This is a genomic window from Pseudoalteromonas sp. S1650, from assembly GCF_005887195.1.
GTDB lineage: Bacteria > Pseudomonadota > Gammaproteobacteria > Enterobacterales > Alteromonadaceae > Pseudoalteromonas > Pseudoalteromonas simplex.
Genome location: NZ_PNDF01000029.1, coordinates 23747 through 40031, shown reverse-complemented (window position 1 = coordinate 40031; position 16285 = coordinate 23747). Strand labels below are relative to the sequence as shown.

Annotated in this window: 14 protein-coding genes; 4 read left to right on the top strand and 10 right to left on the bottom strand. The window is 42.0% G+C overall.

The features are described from left to right. Positions 1-306: 306 nt before the first annotated feature. The gene (locus CWB80_RS10810) at positions 307-2259 is read right to left on the bottom strand and encodes an alpha/beta hydrolase family protein (RefSeq protein WP_138598970.1); all 1953 of its coding nucleotides are present in this window, start codon (positions 2257-2259) and stop codon (positions 307-309) included. A gap of 77 nt (positions 2260-2336) precedes the next feature. After that, positions 2337-3242 (bottom strand): DUF808 domain-containing protein, encoded by a 906-nt coding sequence (locus CWB80_RS10805; RefSeq protein WP_138598969.1) that lies wholly within the window; start codon positions 3240-3242, stop codon positions 2337-2339. A gap of 113 nt (positions 3243-3355) precedes the next feature. Here CWB80_RS10805 and CWB80_RS10800 point away from each other — a divergent pair, with 113 nt between their 5' ends. The 4 genes from CWB80_RS10800 (at position 3356) to CWB80_RS10785 (ending at position 6558) form a co-directional block, all read left to right on the top strand. Next, the gene (locus tag CWB80_RS10800; RefSeq protein WP_054554672.1) at positions 3356-3643 is read left to right on the top strand and encodes an MliC family protein; all 288 of its coding nucleotides are present in this window, start codon (positions 3356-3358) and stop codon (positions 3641-3643) included. Between the two features lie 85 nt (positions 3644-3728). Next, a complete protein-coding gene (gene ubiD, locus CWB80_RS10795; RefSeq protein WP_054554671.1) occupies positions 3729-5195 on the top strand; it encodes a 4-hydroxy-3-polyprenylbenzoate decarboxylase in 1467 nt (488 codons plus the stop codon). Between the two features lie 87 nt (positions 5196-5282). Next, positions 5283-5996, top strand: coding sequence for an NAD(P)H-flavin reductase (fre, locus tag CWB80_RS10790; RefSeq protein ID WP_138598968.1), 714 nt, complete (start codon positions 5283-5285; stop codon positions 5994-5996). A gap of 145 nt (positions 5997-6141) precedes the next feature. Then, positions 6142-6558 (top strand): CBS domain-containing protein, encoded by a 417-nt coding sequence (locus CWB80_RS10785; RefSeq protein WP_054554669.1) that lies wholly within the window; start codon positions 6142-6144, stop codon positions 6556-6558. Positions 6559-6567: 9 nt separating this feature from the next. On the opposite strand, the gene add is transcribed toward CWB80_RS10785, so the two are convergent. From add to cyaY, 8 genes are all read right to left on the bottom strand, one after another. Then, positions 6568-7569 (bottom strand): adenosine deaminase, encoded by a 1002-nt coding sequence (add, locus tag CWB80_RS10780; RefSeq protein ID WP_054554668.1) that lies wholly within the window; start codon positions 7567-7569, stop codon positions 6568-6570. Between the two features lie 103 nt (positions 7570-7672). Continuing rightward, the gene (locus tag CWB80_RS10775) at positions 7673-10369 is read right to left on the bottom strand and encodes a CHASE domain-containing protein (protein WP_138598967.1); all 2697 of its coding nucleotides are present in this window, start codon (positions 10367-10369) and stop codon (positions 7673-7675) included. Positions 10370-10399: 30 nt separating this feature from the next. Continuing rightward, complete coding sequence (locus CWB80_RS10770; RefSeq protein ID WP_138598966.1) at positions 10400-11509, bottom strand: heme biosynthesis protein HemY; 1110 nt, start codon at positions 11507-11509, stop codon at positions 10400-10402. Further along, on the bottom strand, positions 11506-13326 hold the full coding sequence (locus tag CWB80_RS10765; protein ID WP_138598965.1) for a uroporphyrinogen-III synthase: 1821 nt from the start codon (positions 13324-13326) through the stop codon (positions 11506-11508). Before CWB80_RS10765 ends, CWB80_RS10770 begins: the two co-directional genes overlap by 4 nt. Position 13327: 1 nt before the next feature. Continuing rightward, the gene (gene hemC / locus CWB80_RS10760; protein WP_054554664.1) at positions 13328-14266 is read right to left on the bottom strand and encodes a hydroxymethylbilane synthase; all 939 of its coding nucleotides are present in this window, start codon (positions 14264-14266) and stop codon (positions 13328-13330) included. 36 nt (positions 14267-14302) lie between these two features. Further along, positions 14303-15190 carry a DUF2914 domain-containing protein gene (locus CWB80_RS10755; RefSeq protein ID WP_138598964.1) on the bottom strand — a complete coding sequence of 296 codons (888 nt, stop codon included), beginning with the start codon at positions 15188-15190 and terminating at the stop codon, positions 14303-14305. Between the two features lie 22 nt (positions 15191-15212). Then, a complete protein-coding gene (locus CWB80_RS10750) occupies positions 15213-15869 on the bottom strand; it encodes an alpha/beta hydrolase (protein ID WP_138598963.1) in 657 nt (218 codons plus the stop codon). Further along, complete coding sequence (gene cyaY, locus CWB80_RS10745; protein WP_054554661.1) at positions 15866-16189, bottom strand: iron donor protein CyaY; 324 nt, start codon at positions 16187-16189, stop codon at positions 15866-15868. The genes CWB80_RS10750 and cyaY overlap by 4 nt, the downstream gene beginning before the upstream one ends. Positions 16190-16285: the final 96 nt, after the last annotated feature.

Genomic DNA, 16285 nt, shown 5'->3' with positions numbered 1-16285 from the left:
TTACCCATAAATATCACGCAGAAGAAACCAGCCTAATAATATGACTCTCGCTATTTACTTTATTTTTGTTATGTTATAACATTTTTGTATGGCACAGTATTTATATTACTTTGTTGGTTTTATAAATGCTTATTAGCAATAACAGAGTCACTCTCCTGCTCTGTTTTAAATTGCAACTAGGCTTCATTGCTTAATGAACGAATCATCTTTTGAGTTTGTACAACTTAAAGGAAGACCTTGCACACTAGCACGCTTACGTTCCCGTGCTAAATCCTTGCCGGCGAGCTTGCTCGCCGGCACTTTTCATTAAAGCTTTAAATGATCATCTAAAAAAGCCAATACTTTTTTATAGTAAAGAGTGCGGTGCTCTTCTTTATAAAAACCGTGACCTTCATCATCTAATAGCTCATAAATATAGGGATGATTCTCTTTTTTAAAAGCCGAAATTAAAGACTCAGCTTGCTCGATAGGCGCCCTTCGATCTTCCCCACCATGAAAAATTAATACTGGAGCTTTTAACTTTTCTATATTGTAGCTTGGTGAAAAACGCTTTAGTTGCTCTTCATCCTCGCCTAATACCACTTTTAGAAAACGTTGCCCGCTATCACGCTCAGATACATCTCCCTCATCAAACATGAGTGGTAAATCATATACACCTACAACTCCAATCGCACACTGGAACATATCAGGTTCCAAGATCGCACTTTGTAACGCGGAATATCCACCAAAGCTGGCCCCCATAATGCAAATGTTACCTTTATCAGCAATACCGCTTGAAATAAGATATTTTACACCATCTATAATATCGTATTGTATTTCCTGTCCCCACTTGCGATGGCCGGCACGTTCAAAATTTCGTCCAAAGCCACCTGAGCCACGAAAGTTAACCTTTAGTACAGCAATTCCTCTACTCGCAAGAAGCTGAGCTGTTGAGTCATATCCCCACCAATCTCTTGGACCATGAGGACCCCCATGCGGCATTACTACTAATGGTAAGTTTTTTTCTTCAGCGTTATTTGGAATAGTTAAGTAACCGTAGATAGCTAGTCCATCACGTGCTGTAAAATTGATAGGCTTTGTAATCGCCATTTGACTAGGTTTAATCCAACTTCTGGATGAGAATAGAAAACCGAGATTATTAGTTTTAGCATCAAATAAGTAATAACTGCCAGGATTAGTGTCACTTGAGGCAAAAATGACGCTCTTATCACCATTTACGGTACTGCTGACTAATTGAACTTGCTGGCCCTCAAGCACTCTTAAAAGAGCTTTTAATTGCTGGCTTTTCTTAGTGTTATTATCTATAAAAGAATAGGTTGGGTAGCCTAACTCATGCTCGACAGCAAAAAGTTCTTTTGATACTTCATCCACCCACACCTGCTTTGGTGAAACACTTTTTTCTTTATGGATTAGATCAAATTGTTTAGTTTTAAGATTTAACTTATAAAGCCCTTTAGCTTCTCCGTTAACAGAAGCCGTCACATAAGCAGATTCATCCGTGCTATCAAAAGCATGCAACCCAACATCACTATACGAAATATCCTTTAAATTGAGCTCTTCCCACTCACCACCAGATTTAGGGCGGATATATATTTTTGGATTAATATAGTCATCAGTCGAGGCGGATACTCTTACGTTGCCTTCATGATCAGTCAGAAAACTAGCCATTCTTGAAGGTGAACGTGTGATCTTTTTTCTTGTCCCTCGATAGACATCTACTTCATACACAATCGTGTGAGGCTCTTTGGCAGCTGTCCATGGTATGGTTAAAACCAACATTTTACGCTTATTTTCTACCAATGGGTCAAGCACATAAGAGGTCCCTAATACAGGAGTTGCCTTTTTAATTCTCGTCCCAGTTTGCCTTTCACCTTGATAACCAACCAAATACTCCCCTTGACTGCCGTCTGCGTTTACACCAAACAACTCACCATGGTATTCAGGATGATCTTTCCAACCTTTTAGATACTCTTTAGCTAATACAATACGCTCTTCATTCACCCAGTAATAGTTGCCGACTTGAGCATTTTTTGGAAAGTTTATCGCATGCAATACCTTAAATGTATCAGTATCCAAAATCATTAAAGAATTCTTGCCGTTAGGCTGCGTCATTACGGCTAGGTATTTACCAGTAGGTGAAATCTTCACACTTCCAAACTCGCTAGCTTTACTGAAGGTTTCAATTGGTAAAGGTTTTGGTTTTGCATTACTAATAAAGCTAATAAGCAAACAAGATATAATTATGATTAATCTAGACATAAAATTCCCTTTTAAATTTAGAGTAAAATAAAAGGTAACAAATAACTCCCAACCAGTATACTTATAAATAACAATTGTTACCGAAAAAATCTCTTATAGATAATTGTCATTAAAACGACGATCCCCCCAGCCAAAACACCCAATAAACCATCAAATATAATCGGCGTAGCCAACTCCCCAGTTTTGCCAACTAAATCCGTTACAAACTCGATGCTACCTTGCTTGACGTGATGCAAAACAGGGATCCCATGTACCAATATGCCACCGCCAACTAAGAACATAGCAACCGTTCCTGCAAAGGCTAAAAAGCGCATTAACTTAGGCGCTGCAGCAAGTAAAAACTTACCTACAAGCTCTTTAAACTTACCGCCACTTTGCTGCGCTTTTTGCAGTAAATACAAACCAGCATCATCAAGTTTAACAATCCCAGCAACTAACCCATACACGCCAATGGTCATAATAATTGCGATTACACTGAGCACTAAAGCTTGATTAACCAGCGTTGCGCCAGCAACCGTACCTAGCGTTATCACTATAATTTCTGCAGAGAGGATAAAATCAGTACGGATTGCTCCTTTGATTTTTTGCTTTTCGTATTCTTGTAAGTCTTGTTGTTCAACCACACCTTCACCTTCTTGTTGAGCGTGACCAAACAGCTTTTCGATAATTTTCTCTGCACCTTCAAAACACAAAAACAGCCCGCCAACCATTAACAGCGGAGTGATTAACCAAGGCAACCAAACACTAATCAATAACGCTGCGGGCACTAAGATGGCTTTGTTGATAAACGAGCCTTTTGCCACAGCCCAAACCACTGGCAACTCTCTATCGGCAGTTACCCCTGTAACTTGCTGAGCATTAAGCGCGAGGTCATCACCTAACACCCCTGCTGTTTTTTTTGTTGCGACTTTACTCATCGTCGCAATGTCGTCTAAAAGTGTTGTAATATCATCAAGTAAGGTTAGTAAATTTGTGCCTGCCATGGTGGTTCCTTGCCCATTAAATACACTATCAACATAACTTATCCTGCCATTTTCACCAACGGTTAATTTTTCTTTGTTAGGCTTATAGCTCATTCAAAAATAGAGGTGTTTCTATGATTAAACCACTTCTCTCGGGGCTCGCTTTAGTTACCTTGTGCGCATGTGCTGAGCAAAGTGCACCGAGCAACTATCTGTGCGATGAGACCCTCAGCGCCAGTATCGTTGAGTACAATGATGAGGAAGCCAGACTGACATTTAAGGAGAGTGAATATTTACTCAATCGCCAAGTAAGCGGCTCTGGGGTTAAATACAGTGCCGATAATGTGCTGTTTTGGTCTAAAGGCGATGAAGCCATGCTGATTTTAAGAGGTAAAAAGTACCAATGTAGCTTAACCCAGTAATAGCAAAAGCTTTCGTGGCTAAATTAGCTTAATCAGTGGTTTTGAGTATAATAGCGACAGTTTATTCAGCGTTTAAGCGGCTATAATGAAATACAAAGATCTTCGCGAATTTATCGAGTTATTAGAACAAAAAGGTGAGTTAAAACGGATCAAACAAGAAATTGATCCTTACCTTGAAATGACCGAAATTGCCGACCGTACGTTACGTGCAGAAGGCCCTGCTCTGTTATTCGAAAACCCTAAAGGTCACACCATTCCCGTTCTTGCTAACCTTTTTGGTACGCCCAAACGTGTAGCGATGGGTATGGGCCAAGATGATGTCAGTGAACTGCGCGAAGTTGGTAAGTTATTAGCTTTTCTAAAAGAGCCTGAGCCACCAAAAGGCATTAAAGAGGCACTAGGGCAAATCCCAGTATTCAAACAAGTACTGAATATGCCAGCTAAAGAAGTAAAAAAAGCGCCTTGTCAGCAAGTGATACTTGAAGGCGATGATGTTGACTTAACTAAGCTGCCTATCCAACATTGCTGGCCGGGTGATGCTGCTCCCTTGATCACATGGGGTCTAACGGTTACCAAAGGGCCTTATAAAAAGCGCCAAAACTTAGGCATTTACCGTCAGCAGCTATTGGGTAAAAACAAAATTATTATGCGTTGGCTATCGCACCGCGGTGGCGCATTAGATTTTCGTGAATGGTGTAAAGAGCACCCAGGCGAACCTTACCCTGTATCTGTCGCATTAGGTGCCGACCCTGCGACAATCTTAGGCGCTGTAACACCAGTACCAGACACCCTAAGCGAATATGCATTTGCTGGTTTACTACGCGGTAGTAAAACTGAAGTTGTTAAATCGGTTTCAAATGACCTACAAGTGCCTGCTACCGCAGAGTTCGTGCTTGAAGGTTATATTATGCCAGGTGAAACAGCACCAGAAGGCCCTTATGGCGACCACACAGGTTACTACAACGAAGTAGACGAGTTTCCGGTGATGACGGTCACTCACATTACACATCGTGAAAACCCAATTTATCACAGCACTTACACTGGCCGTCCACCAGATGAGCCAGCAGTACTCGGGGTTGCATTGAACGAAGTGTTCGTACCAATTCTGCAAAAGCAATTCCCTGAAATTGTAGATTTTTATCTACCACCTGAAGGCTGTTCTTATCGTATGGCTGTGGTCACGATGAAAAAACAATACCCAGGTCATGCCAAGCGCGTGATGATGGGGGTGTGGTCTTTCTTACGTCAATTCATGTATACCAAGTTCGTGATTGTTTGCGATGATGATGTAAACGCACGTGATTGGAACGACGTGATCTGGGCCATTACAACGCGTATGGACCCTGCTCGCGATACGACGATGATCGAAAACACGCCAATTGATTATTTAGATTTTGCATCGCCAGTTTCGGGCCTTGGCTCAAAAATGGGCATGGATGCAACCAATAAATGGCCAGGCGAAACAGATCGTGAATGGGGTGAGCCCATTGTTATGGATCCAAAAATCAAAGAACGTGTTGATGAATTATGGGACAGCTTAGATATTCTCTAGGCTGTGACTATGTTAAACTGCTCAAAATTTAACGGTTATGAGTGCGATTCATAACCGAATTTGCTTCTGTGCTTATAAAGGTAAACTATGCAAACATTACTCGCTGACGTTGTTGCGATCAGCCCGCTTACAGACCATGTACATAAGGTCATTTTGAAACCACAGCAACCTGTGTCATTCGAGGCAGGCCAATATATGCAACTTGTATTAGGCGAAAAAGATAAGCGTGCCTTTTCTATTGCAAGCCGCCCTTCACAAACTGACCAAATTGAACTACATATTGGTGCCGCAGGTGCTGATTCGTATGCAATGCAAGCGCTTGATCATTTACGTCAAGCACATACAGAGCAACAGCAAGTTAATGTTGAAGTGGGTTTAGGTGTATCACAGCTGCGAGTTGAGGGTGAGCGCCCAATTATTCTACTTGCTGGCGGTACTGGTTTTTCTTATGCCAAATCAATGGCTGATCACCTTGCTGAAATTGGCTGTGAGCGCCCTGTATTATTTTACTGGGGTGTTCGTGAGCAAGCTGCGCTTTATGCTCATGATGAAATGCAAGCATGGGCAAACAGCAACCCACATTTCCAATACATTCCAGTGGTTGAAAATGCGCCGCAAAGCTGGACTGGCAAAACCGGTTACGTCCACAAGGCCGTTATGGAAGATATAGTGTCTTTAGAACCATACGATATTTACATGGCAGGCCGCTTCGACATGATTGGCGTGGTTCGCGATGATTTTATTAACCATGGTGCGGTACGTGAGAACATGTACGCTGATGCATTTGCATTCATTAAATAACTAACTCATACAGATTATTTTTAAGGCATCCAATTGGATGCCTTTTTTATTTGTTTTACCTATCGCCTTAATCCGTCTAAACGATTTCACAAACTGCATTTCCTTGACCATACTCTGTTTAGAATAACGATGGGGAGAGACCCAAATGCTAAATACAAAAGTACAAGACTTTATGCAACGTAAGTTGCCACACATTACGCCTGAAACTGAAATGACCACCGCGATTAGCGAGCTGCAAAAGTTTAAATTACTAGGCGCACCTGTATTCGATGACAACAAAAGTTTAGTTGGCTTTATTTCAGAACAAGAGCTGCTGCAACCGCTCATGCAAAACAGTTATTTCTGCGATGGCGTGGTAAAGGTAAAACAACTCATGCGCACCGATGTTGTTACCGTGAGTAGCGATCAAAATATCATTGAGTTGGCTGATGCCATGAAAACGGGTAAGCCAAAGAATTACCCAGTTATCGAGGGTGGTAAGGTTGTTGGCATGATCAGCCGAGGTGACGTGCTCAAGGCATTATATGAAAACTACGTTTCATGCCAAGAGCACCAAGTATAAGTTAGCTGCTTAACGATTAGCAGCTAACTGTTTTAAAGCCGCTTTATCTGCATCGCTTAAATAAGCAATTTCAAGCGCATTAGCTTGCGCTTTTTCCATATCGGCTTGGCTTAACCCTGCCGCAGGTGCTGCTACTTGATACTCATACGCTATTTCAATACCTTCAACGGCCGGATCATCAGTATTAATCGATGCCAAAATACCATGGTCTAAGAAGGTTTTTAGCGGGTGTTTTGCAAGCTCAGCAACAGTACTGGTTTGAATGTTACTGGTTAAGCAAGACTCAATACCAATGCGCTTATCACGTAAGTAATCCATTAGTGCAGCATCTTCAATTGCTTTTACACCATGACCAATACGCGTTGCACCAAGCTCGTTAATTGCTTGCCAAATGCTTTCGCTACCGCGTGCTTCACCGGCATGAATCGTGGCAGCTAAGTATGCATCATGAACTTGTTTAAAGTGATCAACAAATAGCTCACCCGGGAAACCAATTTCATCGCCAGCTAAATCAACCGCCACTAAATCATTTTTAAAAGCAAGTAGCGCATCAAGCTCTTGCTGACAGATTTTGGTGCCATATGTACGCGACATGATGCCGATTAAGTTAGCTTTAATTGGCGCGTTTTGGCACGCACTTTTTACACCATCAACCACCGCTTCGACAACTCCTTGCGGGTGTAAGCCTTGGCTTTGCGCCATATAATATGGACTAAAACGAAGCTCAACGTAATCGAGGTTTTGGGCAATCGCATCTTCAACGTTTTCGATAGCAATACGACGACAAGCATCGTAATCACCCAGTACTTTTACACCCCAATCAAGCTTTTGTAAAAATGCCACTAAATTTGGTTCAGGGTCGATAACCTGTACGTGCGGAATAAGTGCTTCAATGTTGTCAGCAGGTAATTCAAGATTAAACTGACGACCAAGGTCTAAGATCGTTTGTGGGCGAACATTACCATCTAGATGACGGTGAATATCAAGCAAAGGGAGTTTGTTATTGATCATAATTAGCACTCAGGTTCAGTAAATTTGCGCGGATCATACGTACCCACGGCGATATTTCAAGTTTAGATGATTTTATTTACTTTTTTGAGGTCAAATGTCTGCTTTAATGGCTGCTATCATTATGCAAAAAATGCCACAAGGTTTTAAAAAGTTTATCAGCATCAATTGGTTTTGTTAAATAACCATTCATACCACTGGCTAAGCCTTTCTTAAGGTCATCATCATGGGCATTTGCCGATAAGCCAATAATCGGTAAATCGGTGATCAGCAACTCATTACGAATAACCTTAGTCGCTTGTAAGCCATCCATATTCGGCATTTGAATATCCATGAGCACAAGGTCATAGCTTTTTTCACTGATCATCTTAATAGCCTCGTGGCCATCTTTAGCGATATCAGGTTGGCAGCCTTTAGTTTTTAAAATCGAACCCGCCACATGTTGATTCAATGGGTTATCTTCAACCAATAAAATTGCATCATAGGCAAATGACACAGCTGTCACATCGATATCAGCTAACTCATCATCACTATGAATCACCTCTTCAAGAGGGGACTCAAATGGCAGCGAAATTGTAAACGTTGAACCTTGCCCCTCAGAGCTAGTTAGGCTTATCTCGCCTCCCATCATAACAATGAGTTTTTGACAAATGCTTAAGCCTAAACCTGTGCCACCAAAACGACGAGAGGTTGAGCTATCAGCTTGTGAAAATGGTTTAAACAGGCGCTGCTGAGCCTCTTTACTGATGCCGATGCCTGTATCAATAACACTAAAGTAAGTAAATTCACCCTGCTGCCAAATACGTAATGTAATCGTGCCTTCTTGAGTGAACTTCACCGCATTGTTTAACAAATTCAACAATACTTGTTTTAAACGAATTGGGTCGGTGTGGATCAGTAAGTGTTCAGAAGCATCAAGCTCAACTCTAAATTCTAAAGAGCGAGAGTTAAGCTCAAACTGCAATAAGTTAGTCAGCTCACTAACCAACGCATTCACATCAATGGGTTCTTGATGTAGCTCCAATCGCCCCGCTTCTATTTTAGAAAAATCTAAAACATCATTGATTACCCGTAATAGTACATTCAGTGCACCATCGGCTTGATCAATATAACCACGGGCTTGTTGCCAGTCAGGCTCTTGCATTGCTAAATAATGCAAACCCTTTATACCATTAATAGGTGTGCGTATTTCATGGCTCATATTCGCCAAGAACTCACTTTTAATTTGGCTGGCTTTATCGGCTTTTAATTTTTCTTCGCGAAGGCTTTGAGTTTGCTTTGCCACTTGCTGACGAATTTGAATATTAGTACCAGTTACTGAAATCAAAAAGGTGATCAATAACCAAACAAACAGCATACCGACTATTTGCGCCAACCAATAAGGCAGCCATGACGACTGTGTAACTGACTCCCATAGTTTTACCTGCCAAACGCGCTCACCAATAATAAAGTTGAAGCTCGCAATAGCTGTTGTACCTACACGGTGTGGGTTGTAAATTTCGACAGGATTACTGCCGTCAGTAACGTCATAGAAGCTGGCATCGATATCAGTGTTCTGATTAAAATTAAGTGTTTGTGCTAACACCTCTAAATTGACCACGGCGACAACATAACCTCTAAACCCGACCTGATGATTAATGTCTGAATAAACTGGGTTGAAGAATAAAACGCCCTTTTCGTTACCATCACCTTGCATCAGGGTAATAGGCTCACTGACGGTGACATTTTTAATTAACCGAGAGTCAGTTAACGCTTGTTTACGTAACTCGTTTGAGGCTAAATCAAAGCCCTGCGCAGGTTCGTTCCCTGCTAATGGGTGAATATATTGCACCGGAAAATAGACTGCTCGCTTACTCACCGGCTGCCACTGCCCTGCAGCATTTTTTTCTTTCACATAATAGTCAGCGCCGAGTTCATCACGTAGTAAATTTTGATAATTATTTAGTTGTGAGTGAATAACCTTAGGCGCCCACTCAAGGGCAAGAATTTCTTCGCTGTATTGTAGTTGCCTTGATGTGAAGCGTTTAAATTCGTCAAAATCAACCATGTCACTACTAGCAAAAAAAGTTGCGAGTAAGGCTAAGTGCGACTTAATTTCATCGACTTTATGCTCAAGGTTCGTGTGAATAGCACTGACTTTAGCTTGCTGGCGCTGTAAATCTTTGTCTTTTTTAACACTGGCTGCACCATAAAAGCTGACACAAATAACCACGTAAATTAATAGCGACGGCACAATGATTTGCAGCCGTTGGCGAGTATGATGGTAACTAAATGCCGCTAAAATTAATGGCGTGAAAATCAGTACCCCAATGCTATCGCCAATCCACCATGCGATAAAATTATTAAGCGCCGCATAACTCGGAATAACATTGTTAATGACCAGTAAGCCGGTGCCAATTGATGCTGCAATCAAGCTACACAAAGGGCCGCCAATCATTAAACCAAGCATACTTTGCTTTAATGACGATAATTCAATTGGGCGTTTAGCGACATGAATAATAATGTAATAAGCAAGCCAAGCTTGGAATGTAGATGCAGTTGATACGCCAATTGCCTGCATCATCATTTGCCAATGAAAAATATCAGTGACTTTATCAAGGTGAATAAGGTTTACAAAGAATGCCCCTAGCAGAACCCCTGGCAAGGCACGATTTCTAAGTAGCAAGATACTGGCAAGCGCAATACCTGAAGGCGGCCATGCTGCAACCGCATAACCATCAATCGCCAGCAAAGAATTACTTAAATACCCTGTAAGAAAGTAAGCAAGTGCAATGCTTATTGTCAGTGTAAATAAGTTCTTCAAGCCATCGCTCCTTTGCTGGCTGGAGTAAAATTATTGATAGAGTACCAATGCTTTTTCTGGTTGGGCACTCTTACTGTAGCTTAGCACCGCTTGCTGCAAATAAGCATGGCGATTATCTGCATTAAGCGCTTTATCAAACACTCGCGCGGCTAAGTCGTATTCACCGTGAGCATTTGCTAAACATGCAAGGGCTAGTAATAAGTCTGTATTTTCGGTGTCTTTTTTTAATACATCCTGCAAACTTGATTGTAATTTCAGTGCATCGCCAGCGCTACTAGTACGTAAAATACGTGCTAAATCTTTATGCTGTAGCGGTTTTTTGATCATTTTAATTAAGCTTAGCTCAATTTTGTTTAACTCACCTGCCTTCGCCATCGCCGCTAAATAGCTTACCTCTGCGTGTGGCTTCAAGTTTTTGGCTAATTGCTCATAACGCTCAGTTAAATCCCCGTTTGACTGAGCTGCAAAATAACGGTCGAACAATTGTTGCCACTCTTGCTCAGAAAGAGCTTTTTTACGTAATAAACGTGGCATAAAGTCATTAAGTGCCGCCCACTTTTGCTCTTGCACTAAAACATGGGCATACATTTTAAGCTCTAAACGAGAGGCTTTTTTGCGTTCAGCTAACGCTTTAAGATCAGCAAAGATAGTGCTGGTTTCGCCGCTAGCAATCCATAAATTAGCCACTTTTAGCTGCTTATCTTGGCTTATTTTATCAAGATAGCTAATTGCTTTTTCATTTTCATTATTCGCCAGTGCCGCTTTAGCTAGAAGCGCAAAACGTATATCGCTCCACTTTTCTGCAACACTGTTGTTATCAAGTGCAAGCTCAAGCTCCGTATAATCGTTATTAATCAAGCTCCATACGCCTTGCTCAATGGCCGCTTGTTTACGCTCTTCACTGCGCGCAAAGAAACCATGGCGTGTATGGCTATATAAAGATATTACGTATCGGCAAAGCTTATAAAGTAAAAACAGTGCAGCGAATGCTAATATTAAAAGTGCAGTAACGCCCCAAATAGTCCCTTCAATGGTTGTTTTATTAAAGGCAATTAGTACATAACCCTTTTGGTCTATAAAAAAAGGGGCAATCCCTAAGCAGACTGCTATTGCAATAATGATTAATAAAAAGCGGATCATTGTGCCCACTCCTTCACCTGCTCAGTACTTTGTAGTGACACTTTTGGACTAAAATCGAGCTGCTCTTTCGAAAGCTCAGCAAGACTTTTTAAGGCCGCTTTTGTTTGCGCATCATCTTGTTTAAAGTAATCTTTTACTAAGCTATGAGCAGCATCAACAGCACTAAAATACACACTACTTTGTTTACTTAATACCGCATCTTGCGCTTGAGCTAAGTATAAACTTAAGCGCTGTTTTACTAGGTGACGCTCTTGCTCACTTAAAAATGGTGCGATAACCATATCTTCACGTGTGCGCACTTCTACAAAGAAGTCTTTAAACTGCTGCCACGACTTCGCAAGGTTTTGACGCCATTCACTGACATTTTCACTTAATTGATTTGGGTCCTCTTTGACGACCTCTTCAGGGAGTGAAATAGCATTAAATACCAGTTCATCAACTTTTTGATTAATGCCATGCAGTTTTAAATAAATTGCTTCAACAGCCACAGGTTCTATGGCATTCAAGGTTTGTAAATCTTGGTGAATTGCTTGGCGAATAGCGCCTGTACCCGGGTGTTCTGCAAGCAAGCTATCTAAGCGAGATAGCACAGCAGCAGCCCCTTGGTAATCGTGCTCTGCCCACAATTTAAATTCGGCCATACGCTGCAAGCTTGTGACTTCTTGCGGATTAAGCGTGAAAGTTTGCTGCTCGGCGCGCTTTAAAGCCGCTTGTAATTGCTGCTGTGTTTGCTCAGCACTTTCGTTTAGTGCATCAGTGACCTTTTGTTCACTGTTATAAAGCGAGTGCTGCATTGTTTGTTGGGCACTTTTTAATGCATCAATTTGCTGCTGTAAGCGAAGGTTTTCATCTGTCAGTTCAGTCAATACCACAGCCGATTGCTGATCGCTATTTAATTTTAGATAAAACTCATAGCCAACTGCACAAGCCACTAAAAGTGAAATAAGTAACGCTAAGCTACCTGTTTTGCTGATGCCTCTTTTAGCTTGTACAGGCGCTTTTGCCCCAGTATTTGCCGTTTGCGCTTTTTTCTCTGGCTGTGCAGTCACTGGCTTTGCGGGTTGTTTTGATTCTGCTTCACTCATTTTGCTACCTTGCTGATTAATGCAGGTGAACATAGCGTTGTCGCTCGCCCCTGCAGCAATATATATCTGTGTTCTTACGACATTTTGTTGCTTTAAATAGTCTGCGATACGCTCACTGGCAACGAAAAATTGTCGCTCTTTCAACCATGCAAGCTGAGGCTCATTTAAACCATTAAAAATGGCATCCACCGCTGCATTACTGGTAATGACTATACCTTCTACATCAATTGTTTGCCAGTGGTCCATCCACTTGCCCGGTTCGCTCTCAATTGCGCTTCGCTTGTAAACAACCAATTGATTTAATAAAGCACCACGTTGTTTTAACGTTTTTGCTATGGTCGTGCGTCCACCTTCACCTTTCACTAAAACAATGTTACTTAGTTCAACATCTTGTAGTGTTTTTAATTCAAGCAGACCTTCTGAATCATGCTGTTTGGGCACTGCGGCTCGTCGCCCAAAGGCTTCATAAACCGCATCAGCCGTTTGCTGACCGACCGCATAAAGTTGCGCTGCTTTGTTGATGGTTGGTGTGAGTTTTAACAAGGCATGCACGGCATCTTGCGAGATAAAAATGATTTTATCGGCATTTTCTAGCGGCGCGAGCTCACTACTATTTACTGTGAGGTAATCTAAGGTAAGGACTGGGCACAGGGTTGTTTGATAACCCGCCTGCTGAAGCTCAAGAGCAAGCTCAGTGCCTTTTCCTTCTGGACGAGTTATCAAAATATGCATATTAAGCGTCTCTATATACTTCAGCTAAAATTTTATCAGCACCTTGCTCAAGTAGCTTTTCAGCAAGTGTAATACCTAACTGCTCTGCGTCAGCCACTGGGCCTGTCACTTCATCACGTAGCATTTGGCTACCATCAATAGCGCCCACTAAACCACGTAAATGCACTTGCTCACCATCGACCAATGCAAATGCACCAATAGGTACTTGGCAACCACCTTCTAAACGGCGATTCATAGCACGCTCGGCATTAACACGAATGCGTGTTTCATTATGTTCAAGTGGCGCTAACAGTGCTTTTGTTACTTCATCATCAATACGGCACTCAATACCCACAGCACCTTGACCATTTGCAGGTAATGATACCTCTGGCTCGATAAAAGCTGTAATACGCTCTGGCATTTCTAAACGAATTAGACCCGCTGCAGCTAGGATGATTGCATCATATTGTCCATCATCTAGTTTTGCTAAACGTGTATTAACATTACCGCGTAAGTCACGAATGTCTAAATCAGGGCGCGCTTCGCGAATTTGGCATTGGCGGCGTAAGCTTGATGTACCAACAATCGCACCTTGTGGTAACTCATCTAAACTCTTGTAGTTATTTGATACAAACGCATCGCGTGGGTCTTCACGTTCACAAATTGTGTGTAATGCTAAACCTTCAGGAAACTCAACAGGCACATCTTTCATTGAATGCACCGCAATATCTGCGCGACCATCAAGCATGGCTTGCTCAAGCTCTTTTACGAATAAGCCTTTACCACCAATCTTGGCCAGTGGTGTATCAAGGATAATATCGCCTTGTGTCGACATAGGAACCAACTCTACCGTTACGTCGTCATGGAAGTGCTCTAGTTGAGCTTTTACAAATTCAGCCTGCCATAAAGCAAGTGCACTTTTACGGGTCGCGATACGAACTAGTTTTGTTGTCTGTGTCATGAAAAATCCAATTAATTATCAGGCTGATACTAAATATTACTCAGCTAAAATTCTAAATTCTTTTTGGGCCAGTAAGTTGCCATCTGCGTCAATAACTTCAACACGCCAATCACCCAGTTGCTCTGGCATGATGTTTTTCGTTGAATAAGTACGAAAACGTGGACTGCTTACGGCCAATTCAATCGAAGCAAGCTGTTGGTCTTGGTAATACCATTGGTGACGAACAGTTTGTCCCTGCATATTTCTAAGCTCGCTAAAAAAGCTCAGGCTACTGCTAATTTGCGCTAATTTTACATCGTTTTTTAAAACGTTTACTGGTTCTCGATCAACAACATCGGTAGTTAATACTGCGCGGCTTACTTTATCTGTGTCTATTTTTGCGCCAATTGCGACACTGGCAATATGTGCTGACCGTGAAAACTGCTGCTGAGCATCAGGTGCTGCTGTAATTTCAACTTGCGGTTCAGTTTGTGATGCTTCTTCATCAGGAATAACGGCTAATGTTTCAGGTTGTTGCTCATCAATAACCTCTTCACTGTCGATCTCAGCCTCTACTGTCGTAACGTCAGGTTCTACAATGTTTGAGCTCACGACCTCTGCTTTAGCTGTTTCTGTGTTATCAGCCAGCGGTGTTTGCTCATTCATTGGCGGTGCGACGATTTCTTTTGGCTCTTCTTGCTCAGCGTCATTCAAAGGCGCTTGTAGCTCAGCATTTGCAAACTCTGATTGCGGCTCATCTTGCGGTGATTGCTCTGCATTTACAGCGCCAATAAAGCTATACACTAATATAGCCAGCGCAACTAAGATAACACTGCTAACCATAAAGATGCGTCGCCAATGCCATTGATAAGTCACTGCTGTCGGTGCTGAACTTGCCGATTCAACGGCATTCATATTTGCTGTAATTACAAGTTTCTTTGTCATGCTGGCCTCTAAAACCAAAAAATTAACTCAAGCGAGCAATTAACCACTCTCGAATAGCCATCAGTTCTTCACCACAAACTTGGTGCGCCATCGGATAGTCTTGCCAGCTTACTTCCATGTTGTTAGCGCTAAGCACGTCAAATGCTTGTTTGCCCGCGCTATGCGGTACCACATCGTCAAATCGACCATGTGCCATAAAAATATTTAACCCCTGCTGCTTGGCTTCATCAGCAAATTTTGCAGGCACACACATATAGGTTGAAAGTGCCATTACACCCGCTAATTTATAATCTAGACGTGGCGCTAAGTGCAGCGATACCACACCCCCTTGCGAAAAACCGGCAAGAATAATTTTGTTAGGAGCGATACCTTTTGCAATTTCTTGGTCAATAATTGCAGCCACTTTTGCAGCAGATTCACGCACTCCTTGCTCATCAGCACGCTTATCTAAATCCATCGATTTAATATCGTACCAAGAGCGCATTGCCATACCTCCATTTAAGGTGACCGGTTGCACTGGCGCATGTGGAAACACAAAACGTACGCCAAGCTCTTTTGGTAGAGCAAGTTGCGGTGCAACGGGCGCAAAACCATCACCTGAATCACCTAAACCATGTAGCCAGATAACCGTTGCTTTGTGTTCAGCTTGCGCTGGATATTCAACAAACTCTAAACTCATAGTTCAGAACGCCACTCAATTGTTTGACCTGCTTGGCGAGTTGCCGCATCACACATAAATTGCCAAAACTCTGCACCTGAGCGGTTATCAATCCACTTATCGTCGCGTAGTTCAAAATGGTGACCATTAAATTTAGTCGCTACCCAAACTTGGTGTAATGGTGCTTGCTTGTTGATCACAATTTTACTGCGATCAGGAAAGATGATTTCTAAAATACCTGACGCTGATTCATAGTCTAAATCGGCATCACATTCATCGATTTGCTCTTCAATAGTTAGCATTAATGCATCGGCTAGTGTGTGGTATTCATGATCAGTCATTTTAGTGTCCTTTAACTGGCTTTAAGCCTAGATCTGGGGGCAGATTGTGTACATCAAGTGTAACAGGAATAAATTCATCCGCGAATAGCTGCATTT

What these genes read in the sequence shown, in the direction of transcription:
- cyaY (WP_054554661.1), bottom strand. Translation starts at nt 16,189, where the DNA reads ATGACTGATCATGAATACCACACACTAGCCGATGCATTAATGCTAACT.
- fre (WP_138598968.1), top strand. Translation starts at nt 5,283, where the DNA reads ATGCAAACATTACTCGCTGACGTTGTTGCGATCAGCCCGCTTACAGAC.
- CWB80_RS10765 (WP_138598965.1), bottom strand. Translation starts at nt 13,326, where the DNA reads ATGCATATTTTGATAACTCGTCCAGAAGGAAAAGGCACTGAGCTTGCT.
- CWB80_RS10800 (WP_054554672.1), top strand. Translation starts at nt 3,356, where the DNA reads ATGATTAAACCACTTCTCTCGGGGCTCGCTTTAGTTACCTTGTGCGCA.
- add (WP_054554668.1), bottom strand. Translation starts at nt 7,569, where the DNA reads ATGATCAATAACAAACTCCCTTTGCTTGATATTCACCGTCATCTAGAT.
- CWB80_RS10750 (WP_138598963.1), bottom strand. Translation starts at nt 15,869, where the DNA reads ATGAGTTTAGAGTTTGTTGAATATCCAGCGCAAGCTGAACACAAAGCA.
- CWB80_RS10755 (WP_138598964.1), bottom strand. Translation starts at nt 15,190, where the DNA reads ATGACAAAGAAACTTGTAATTACAGCAAATATGAATGCCGTTGAATCG.
- hemC (WP_054554664.1), bottom strand. Translation starts at nt 14,266, where the DNA reads ATGACACAGACAACAAAACTAGTTCGTATCGCGACCCGTAAAAGTGCA.
- ubiD (WP_054554671.1), top strand. Translation starts at nt 3,729, where the DNA reads ATGAAATACAAAGATCTTCGCGAATTTATCGAGTTATTAGAACAAAAA.
- CWB80_RS10805 (WP_138598969.1), bottom strand. Translation starts at nt 3,242, where the DNA reads ATGGCAGGCACAAATTTACTAACCTTACTTGATGATATTACAACACTT.
- CWB80_RS10770 (WP_138598966.1), bottom strand. Translation starts at nt 11,509, where the DNA reads ATGATCCGCTTTTTATTAATCATTATTGCAATAGCAGTCTGCTTAGGG.
- CWB80_RS10785 (WP_054554669.1), top strand. Translation starts at nt 6,142, where the DNA reads ATGCTAAATACAAAAGTACAAGACTTTATGCAACGTAAGTTGCCACAC.
- CWB80_RS10810 (WP_138598970.1), bottom strand. Translation starts at nt 2,259, where the DNA reads ATGTCTAGATTAATCATAATTATATCTTGTTTGCTTATTAGCTTTATT.